Origin of the sequence: Micromonospora sp. NPDC051006, assembly GCF_044456245.1 — a bacterium.
Lineage (GTDB): Bacteria > Actinomycetota > Actinomycetes > Mycobacteriales > Micromonosporaceae > Micromonospora.
Genome location: NZ_JBITFP010000046.1, coordinates 1 through 8,391, shown reverse-complemented (window position 1 = coordinate 8,391; position 8,391 = coordinate 1). Strand labels below are relative to the sequence as shown.

Annotated in this window: 7 protein-coding genes and 1 riboswitch; of the genes, 4 read left to right on the top strand and 3 right to left on the bottom strand. The window is 73.1% G+C overall.

The genetic code is table 11. The features are described 5' to 3' along the window. Nucleotides 1-91 precede the first annotated feature (91 nt). The 3 genes from pseI to ACIBBA_RS33420 form a co-directional block, all read right to left on the bottom strand. Complete coding sequence (gene pseI, locus ACIBBA_RS33430) at nucleotides 92-1,144, bottom strand: pseudaminic acid synthase (RefSeq protein WP_396702879.1); 1,053 nt, start codon at nucleotides 1,142-1,144, stop codon at nucleotides 92-94. Nucleotides 1,145-1,280: 136 nt separating this feature from the next. Beyond that, nucleotides 1,281-2,438, bottom strand: a complete 1,158-nt coding sequence (locus ACIBBA_RS33425; protein ID WP_396702877.1) for a glycosyltransferase family 2 protein — start codon at nucleotides 2,436-2,438, stop codon at nucleotides 1,281-1,283. An 89-nt stretch (nucleotides 2,439-2,527) separates the two neighbouring features. Then, complete coding sequence (locus tag ACIBBA_RS33420; RefSeq protein ID WP_396702875.1) at nucleotides 2,528-3,853, bottom strand: polysaccharide pyruvyl transferase family protein; 1,326 nt, start codon at nucleotides 3,851-3,853, stop codon at nucleotides 2,528-2,530. Between the two features lie 305 nt (nucleotides 3,854-4,158). Between ACIBBA_RS33420 and ACIBBA_RS33415 the strand changes: the two genes are divergently transcribed. The 4 genes from ACIBBA_RS33415 to ACIBBA_RS33400 all read left to right on the top strand — a co-directional run bounded on the left by ACIBBA_RS33415 (nucleotide 4,159) and on the right by ACIBBA_RS33400 (nucleotide 8,257). Next, nucleotides 4,159-5,364, top strand: coding sequence for an acyltransferase family protein (locus ACIBBA_RS33415; RefSeq protein WP_396702873.1), 1,206 nt, complete (start codon nucleotides 4,159-4,161; stop codon nucleotides 5,362-5,364). 92 nt (nucleotides 5,365-5,456) lie between these two features. Beyond that, the gene (locus ACIBBA_RS33410) at nucleotides 5,457-5,807 is read left to right on the top strand and encodes a hypothetical protein (protein WP_396702871.1); all 351 of its coding nucleotides are present in this window, start codon (nucleotides 5,457-5,459) and stop codon (nucleotides 5,805-5,807) included. Between the two features lie 178 nt (nucleotides 5,808-5,985). Then, a complete protein-coding gene (locus tag ACIBBA_RS33405; protein WP_396702869.1) occupies nucleotides 5,986-6,756 on the top strand; it encodes a hypothetical protein in 771 nt (256 codons plus the stop codon). A 285-nt stretch (nucleotides 6,757-7,041) separates the two neighbouring features. After that, a riboswitch (cyclic di-AMP (ydaO/yuaA leader) is annotated at nucleotides 7,042-7,183 on the top strand. A 228-nt stretch (nucleotides 7,184-7,411) separates the two neighbouring features. Next, nucleotides 7,412-8,257, top strand: coding sequence for a C39 family peptidase (locus ACIBBA_RS33400; protein WP_396702867.1), 846 nt, complete (start codon nucleotides 7,412-7,414; stop codon nucleotides 8,255-8,257). Nucleotides 8,258-8,391: the final 134 nt, after the last annotated feature.

The following is an 8,391-nucleotide window of genomic DNA, read 5'->3' as shown; positions in this document are numbered from 1 at the left end:
CAAAGGCACGAAGCCAGTCAGAGCAAGAGTCACGTCCGCTGCCGCCGACCATCAGCCCATCATCTGCGGACCGACCCGGCCAGCCTCACAGTCAGATCAGGTCCCAGCTCAGCGGGGTGCCGCGGGGGACGTCGGTGGCGAAGGTGCGGCCGAGCACCCGGTCGATCTCGACCGGCGGCAGGCCACCCGCCGGCCGGATGGAACGGACGTTGCGCTCGGTCACCGGGTCGCCGGCGCGGACGTCCTCGACGACGAAGAGCGAGCGACGGAAGCGAAGGCCCTCCCGCTCCGCCGGTGTGGGGCCGATCGCCGTGCCACCGAGCGCCGCGTACGCCCGCTCCGACTCGATCACCAGCGCCGCCAGCTCGTCCGGGTTGAGCGAGAAGTCCGAGTCCACCCCGCCGTCGGCGCGGTCCAGGGTCACGTGCTTCTCGATGAAGCAGGCGCCGAGCGCCACCGACGCGACCGGCACCCCGATGCCGGGCGTGTGGTCCGACAGCCCGACCGGCACGCCGAACGCGTCGGCGAGCACGGGGATCCGGCGCAGGTTGCTGTCCTGCGGCGGGGCCGGGTAGGAGGCGGTGCAGGCGAGCAGGACGATGCCGCCGGCGCCGCCGTCCCGGGCGGTGCGCACCGCGGCGTCGATCTCGGCCATGGTGGCCATCCCGGTGGAGATCACCATCGGCTTGCCGGTGCCCGCGACGAGGCGGATCAGCGGCAGGTCGACCAGCTCCGAAGAGGCGATCTTGTAGGCCGGCGCGTCCAGCGACTCGAGCAGTTCCACCGCGGTGGCGTCGAAGGGGGACGAGAAGACGGTCAGGCCGTGCTGCCGGGCCCGCTCGAAGATCGGGGCGTGGAACTCGTACGGGGTGTGCGCCTTCTCGTAGAGCCGGTAGAGGTTCTCGCCGCCCCACAGCTCGTGACCGCTGGAGATGCGGAACGCCGGGGTGTCGACGTCGATGGTGATCGTGTCCGGGCGGTACGTCTGGAGCTTGAGCGCGTGCGCGCCGCTCGCCGCCACCGCGTCGACGATGGCCAGCGCCCGGTCCAGGTCACCGTTGTGGTTACCGGACATCTCGGCGACCACGAAGGGTCGCTCCCCGGCACCGACCGCGTGCGGTCCGATCTTCAGTGTCGCCGTCATACCGACCTCTGCTCACCTGCGTCCGCACCAGTGTGCGGTCCTGTCGTCGTCGTCCACCGGGTGCGGGGACGACCTGGAAAACCAGGGCGCCGGGAGCCGAAGCGGCTCCCGGCGGGGATGTTGACCCGGCGTGCGGTCACGGGTTGCCGCGGCCCGCCAGCGCGTCGTTGCGGACGCTGTCTGTCGCCCCGCTCGCCGGGTCGTCGCCGGGGGACCCGCCCGGGGCGTCGTCCGCGGCCCGCCCGCTCGGGGCGTCGCCGGCCGGCGGGGCCGGGCGGCGCAGCCGGCCCGCCACCCGGTGGGCCTGGCGCAGCGCCGCGTACGCGAGGTAGTCGTTGCGCCCGACCAGCCGGTGCTTCAGCCCGGTGATTCCGGCCGGCGGCGGGTAGCCGGCCGCCGGAAGGTACCGGCGGTAGTGCTCGGCGACCCGCTGGAAGAAGGCCCGGCGCAGGTGCGGGTGCAGCCGGTCGTCGTTGCCCACCACCACGAGGTAGTGGTTCACCATCAGCTGGAACAGCTCGGTCTGCAACTGCTCGTCGGGGTGCCGGCGGCGCACCCAGTCCATCAGCCGCTCGTACTGGTCGAAGGCGTCGAAGTGCCGGCCGCTGCGGGTCGAGGTGATCGCCCCGAGCCGGCCCTGGCGGTAGAGGTAGCAGATCCGGTCGAGCACCGAGATCTTCTCCGCGCCGATCAGCAGGGGGTGGCTGAACGGGATGTCCTCGTACCAGCCGGGGAAGAAGCGCAGCTCCAACTCGTCCAGGAAGGCCCGGCGCACCACCTTGTTCCAGGCGGTGTGCTGCACCCGCAGCAGCTGCGGCTGGTCGGCCAGGCGCACCACGCCGGAGATCCCGTGCAGCAGGTGGCTGCTCGCGTCGACCTCGCGCCGGCCGTCCTCGTGCACCCGCAGGTGGTCGAGCATCAGCACGTCCGGTTCGTGCTGGCGCAGCCGGTCCAGCACCGCCGGGATCGTGCCCGGCGGCAGCCAGTCGTCGCTGTCGACGAACCAGACATACCGGCCGGCGGCCACCTCGAGGCCGGCGTTGCGGGCCAGCCCCAGGCCGACGTTGCTGCTCAGGTGCACGGTCCGGATCCCGGACCGGCCGGCGGCGTACGACCGGAGCATGTCCCCGCAGCGGTCCGGGGACGCGTCGTCCACGGCGATCAGCTCGACCGCGCCCGCCTCGCCCGCCGGAATGTCGGCCCGGATCGACTCGAGGCACTGGTACAGGTACGCCTCGACGCCGTACACGGGCACGACGATGCTGAGCAGCGGTGGCGGGGACTCGTTGACCACGCCGCCACCTTCGACCGCGCGGGTGGACGGACCCGGAACCGGACGTGGCCGACGAAGGTGGAGTTTCTGAACAACCGCCGAGCGGCGGGTTAACGGTTGAGGATGCGCCGCACCGGGCCGCCGACCACCCGCTTGACCCGGGCCCGCAGCTGCTGTTCCTGGAGGGTCTCGACCTCGCCGCGCAGCTCCTGGTTGCGGTCGCGCAGCCACCGCACCCGCTCCAGCAGCATGTCGGCGTCGGTGGCGCCGGCCGGGCGGACGGCGGGCGGGAAGGTGGTGGCGCGCACCTGCTCGTCGAAGCGGGTGGCGCTCTCCCCGTCGGCGAAGGCGTGCCCCAGGTCGTGCTTGGCGAGGAAGGCGAGCATCGTCTCGTAGCGGGCCTTGTGCCCGTTGTTCATCGCCGTGTAGTCCGCCTCCGCGTACAGGTCGGCGGCGTCGACGTCGGCCGACACGTCCTTCATCACCCGGTGCGGGATGTCGAAGTACCGGGCCAGCTCCAGGGTGCGCGAGTCGTGCGCGAAGAGGTAACCGGGCGTGCCGGCGATCAACGCGGTGATGGTGCCGTGGATCCGGGTGCCGAAGGCGAAGTCGAACCCGGAGAGGTAGTCCATCCAGGTCCACGGGTCCACGAACATCCGCACCTTGTCCTCGGTGAAGAGGGGGTGTGAGGTGTGGATCGGGATCGCGCTCTTCTTGCCCCGGTCCTCCGGGGCGTCGCCGTAGAGCAGGGTGCCGAGGGTCTTCAGGTCCTGCGGCAGGTAGCGCAGGTTCGGGTACCGCTGGTGGTGCGCGGTCACCACCTTCGCCATCGACTTCACGTACGGCGAGATGGTCAGCGCGACCCGGTCGTGCGGCTCCAGGGTCTCCTTGCGCTTCTCCACCCGCAGGCTGTCGCCGTGCAGGAACATCGACGGGCAACCGATCACGTCGACCGCGGAGAAGCCGAGGGTGCGCAGGTAGCTCTCGGTGATCTCGCCCCGCACACCGATGCTGTGCGAGCGGTCCAGCACCGCGCGGACGAAGCGGCTGACCACGTCGTCGATCGGGCGCAGGTACTCGCGGTCGCCCTTGACGTCGGTCTGCACGCCCACCCCGAGCACCACCACCGGGATCTTCAGCCGCTCGATCAGCTTGGTCATGGTGACGATGCGGTGCGCGTAGCTGCGCCGGAACGCGTTGGCGAGCGGGATGACGTACACGTCGAACTGCTCGTTGATCTTGTCGGCGTCGCGCAGGTCGATTTTGAACTCGGTGGAGGTGATCTCTGCCGTCGCCGTCCGGAGCAGCTTGTGCGCGGCGTGGCTGAAGACCAGGTTGCCGTTGTTCTCGCCGATCCAGTTGCTCTCGAAGGTCTCCTCCGGCGAGTAGACGTCGAAGGGGCCCTTCTTGGCCCGCATGAGGATCCGCTGGTGCATCGGTGGCTCCACCTCTCGTCCGTCCGCGGCGGCGTCCGACTCCGGACGCCGGCCCCGACTGGGTTGGGGAGGCGGTACGTCCGACACCTCCAGGCCCCGAGATATTAGGCCACGCGACAGCGGACGAACACCCACGCGTCACCCTCGTCCACCCGGCTGGACGGCGTCCGCCGACCGGGCGGGTAGGGTGCCCGAACGGACGGCACTGACCGGGAACCACCGCACGGCGGCGGCCTGCGCCGCCCACCGGACCGCTGGGAGGAGAGGTACGTGCTGGTGACGCCGCGCATGGTGGGAGGCCGGGCATGACGGGCGCAGCGACGACGGCGCCGTCGGGTCGGACCGCAGCGGCCGGCCGGCTGCCCTCCCTCACCGGGCTGCGCTGGATCGCCGCACTGCTGGTCTTCGGTTTCCACGCCGGCACCATGCGGATCATCGCCGAGCCGGACTACCAGGGCGTGGTCAACAAGGTGTTCAGCCTCGGCCTCTCCGGGGTGCAGTTCTTCTTCATCCTCAGCGGGTTCGTGCTGGTCTGGTCGTACCGGCCCGGCGAGCGCCGGCGGGACTTCTGGCGCCGGCGGGTCGCCAAGATCTACCCCAACCACCTGTTGCTGTGGGCGCTGGTGCTGCTGGTCGGGCTCTGGTTCGCCGACCCGGTCAACCCCTCGGCGGCGGTGCAGAATCTGCTGCTGATCCAGGCCTGGAACCCGACGCCCGGCTACTTCTACAGCGTCAACACGGTGAGCTGGTCGCTCTCCTGCGAGTTCTTCTTCTACCTCTGCCTGCCGCTGGTGCTGCCCTATCTGCGCCGGGCGCGACCGTGGCTGCTCTGGGCCGTCGTGGTGGCCGTGCCGCTGCTGATCCTGGCGCTCTGGCCGGCCCAGGCGCTGGTGCCGGAGGCCGATCGCTGGTGGTTCACCCAGATCTTCCCGCCGGTGCGTTCGCTGGAGTTCTGGATGGGCGTGGCCGCCGCCGAGCTGATGCGCCGCGGTCGGTGGCGGGGCCCCCGGCTCACGCTGGCCAGCGCCCTCTTCGTCGGCACCTGGGTGGTCGCCGCCGCGTGGGTCCGCGCCGAACTCTGGGCCGCGCTGCTGTCGGTGGCGTACATCCTGGTCATCACGGCGGCGGCCGACGCCGACGTACGTGGCCGGCGCTCACCGTGGCGGTCCCGCCCGATGCTCTGGCTCGGCGAGGTGTCGTTCGCCTTCTACCTGGTGCACGTCTTCGTGATGATGACCGTGCTGCGGCTGACCGGCGACTGGGGCGTCGGGCTGCCAGGCTGGCGCGGACCGGCGGTGGTGCTCGGCTTCCTGCTGCTGAACCTGGTGTTCGCCGGGCTGCTGCACCGCTACGTCGAGATGCCGATGATGCGTCGGCTCGCGCCGCGCCGGCGGGCACGCCCGGCCGACACCGCGCCGCCGGCCGCGCCGCCCGCCACGGTCACCGTTCCGGCGCCCCGCGCGGGCGCCGCGCCTCCCGCCGACCAGCCGGCGTACGTCGAGTCGCGCTGAGGCTGTCCACCCTGGTCAGAGCACCCGGCGCGGCGTCGGCGACACGCCCGTCACCCGATGCGACCCAGCGGCGCCGACGGTAGCGTGGTGCCGTGTCCTCCGTCGCGCTCACCTGTCCCCTGTGGTGGGTCGCGCGATGGGCGGCGCGGCTGCTGACCAGCCTCGCGGTCCTCGGCGCCCTGAGCCTGGGTGCGCCTGCCACGGACGCGCCGGCGCCGGTGGTGGCGCCGGTGGCCGGCCCGGTCGCGGGGCACCACGTCGGCGCCGACGACGCGCTGGTCGCCGAGCAGCGGGTTCCCAACAGCCTGCTGTCCTCCGAGCTGGCCGGTCCGGCCGCACCCGCGCCGGCTGGCGCCTCGACCGTTTGGGTCGCCGCGGATGTCCGGCCGCCGCTCTCGGCCACGCCGGCCGCCCGGGCGCCCCGGGCCCCACCGGCCGCCTGATCCCACCCGGGCAAGCCGCCCGCCACCGCGCCTGTCGAACCTTCCCGCCGCGCCCGCCCGGCGACCCGATCCGGCCAGTTCCGCTGCCCCAGCTCCGGGCAGCCTGACAGTGGCCCGCGATCGCGCTGGAAGCCCCCGCGGTTCCGCATCCGCCTCCGCTGCCCGTTAGGTGCCGTCAATGGAGAAGACCGTCCTCTACCAGTTCCTGATCGAGGTGCCGCAGGCCGCCGCCATCTGGTCGGTCCTGCTGGTGCTGGCCCTGACCGTGCTCACCGTGCTGGTCGCCCGCCCCGAGCGCGACCGGCCGGACGACACCCCGCCCGCTGCCCTGACCGATCGGGAACTGGCCGCGGCCGACGCCGCCGACCTGCGCCGCTACGCCGACGAGGTGGCCGTCGCGGCTGCCGGGGCCGCGCAGACCGCCCGGCGACGGCGCGCGGACTGGCTGGCCGTTCAGGCCGAGGCCGAGCGGGCCTGGACGGCGTACGACGAGGCGGAGACGGCTGCCCGGCGGTTCGCCGGCGCGGGCGCGTTCGGCCCGCCCAGGACACCGCACACCCCCGCCGAGTACGCGGCCCGGGAGCGGCACCTGCACCGGGCCGCCACGGCGGCGCACTGGCGCGGTGAGCTGACCCTGCGGCAGCTCGGCGACGTGCTGGCCCACCGCAACGGCTGGGATCCCCGGCGGCACCCGGTCGAGCAGGAGGTGCTGCTGGCCCGGGTGATCCGGGACGGCAAGCTGGCCGAGCACCGGGCCGCGGCGCTGCGGGAGCGGTCGGCGTGGCGGGACGCCGAGCTTGCCGCCGAGTCGGCCCGGACCCTCGCCGCCGAGGCGTACGCGGCGGCGGCCCGGCTCCGGCCCGCCCGGGTGCCGGCGCCCCGCCGGGCCGAGGCCGTCAGCGCCGCGCGGGCCACCGCCGGGCGTTGGCGGCCGGCCCGGGTGGGCTGATCCGGCGATTGTTCCGTGACCCCGGCCACAGCGCGCCGGAAACGGTCAGCCGGAACAGTGGGCACCAATCTCGCGGGGGTTCGGAGGCCGTTGTCGCCGGCCTGTCCGATTGTCGCCCTCAGGTGCCGACAGAACTGCCCGTCCCATTGAGTCACGCCAGTGTCCGTACGCGCAAAAAAAATTATCATGATCGACGTTTACGCAGGTGGGTAAGGGTTGGCAGGGTCCATACCTACCAGTAGTGTCGGCCCGTCCGGTGCGGTAACCGATCGCAAGAGGCGACGCCGCGCCGACCCGCCTAATCGAGTTCCACGAGCCGGGGACCCACATGCAGTTCCGGGGTGAATCCGCGAGCCACGGCCCGCGGTAGGGCGATCTTCCCGCCCGAATCCGTCAGCTAACCCGGTCGGCGGTGTCGGAAGGAGTTCCATCCTCGTGTCATCCGCTCCCACCCCTTGGTCGTCCCCACCCCTCCACGGCACCGCGGTGCCCGCGCTCGCCCGCCCCGTAGCGGCGAGCTGACCCCGGCACCCGCGTCTCCCGCCCGGCCACCGGGCGTTCCCCTGAGCGGTCCACCACCCGCGGACGAGATCCGCGCGGTCGCGCCTGCCTGTCCTCGGACGCCGGCCCGGTGCGTCGCTCTTCCCCTCAGTCCGTGGAGGATCCCGTGAAGCACACCCTCAAGCGTCAGCTCCGTCGTCTCGCCACCCAGCGTCCGGCGCAGGTCGCCGCCGCGTCCGCCGCGGCGCTGGTGCTCGCGTCCAGCGCCGGCGCGCTGCTGCACAACGGCGACGACAAGCACGCCACCCAGCACGCCTCGGCCGCGGTGGCCGAACTGCGCAGCGACAGCGTCGCCTCCCGGGGCGAGGCCCGGACCAGCCCCTCGACCAGCAGCTCGCCGTCGACCGCCGCGCCGTCGGCCGCCAGCCCGGCGCCCGCGGTCAAGAAGGCCGTCGACCCCGACCTGACCCGCAAGCCGGAGCCGCCGAAGCCGCCGGCGAGCAAGGTCCTGGACTACGACTACCAGGCCCAGACCACGTACTTCTACTGCGGCCCGGCCGCCACCCGCAACGCGCTCAGCGCCGCCGGGATCGAGCGCAGCCAGGACGCCCTGGCCACGCAGCTCGGCACCACCGAGATGGGCACCAACTCCGCCGAGGACACCACCCGGGTGCTGAACGCGGTGGTCAAGGGCGACCCGTACCGGACCCGGATGTTCCCGGGCGCGCCCAGCCCGGCCCAGATGGACCGGCTCCAGGCCGACGTGGTGGCCGCAGTCAGTGACGGGCGCGGTGTGGTCGCGAACATCGTCGGCGACGCCACCGACGTCGACGGTGGGTGGCACTCCTTCTCCGGCGGGCACTACATCGCCGTGGTCGGCTACCGGGACAACGGCCGGACCGTGAAGATCGCCGACTCGGCGAACCCGGCGGTGCCGTCGTACTGGATCACGACCATCGACCTGGCGAACTGGATGGCCACCCGCGGCTACTCCGCCTGAGCAGACAGCACGACGTCGGGGGGGGGGGGGCGGCCGGGGGGGGGGGGCCCCGGGGGGGGGGGGGGGGGGGGCCGGGGGGGGGCGCCCCCCCGGGGGGGGGGGCCCCCCCGCGGCCCCCCCCCCCCGCCCCCGCC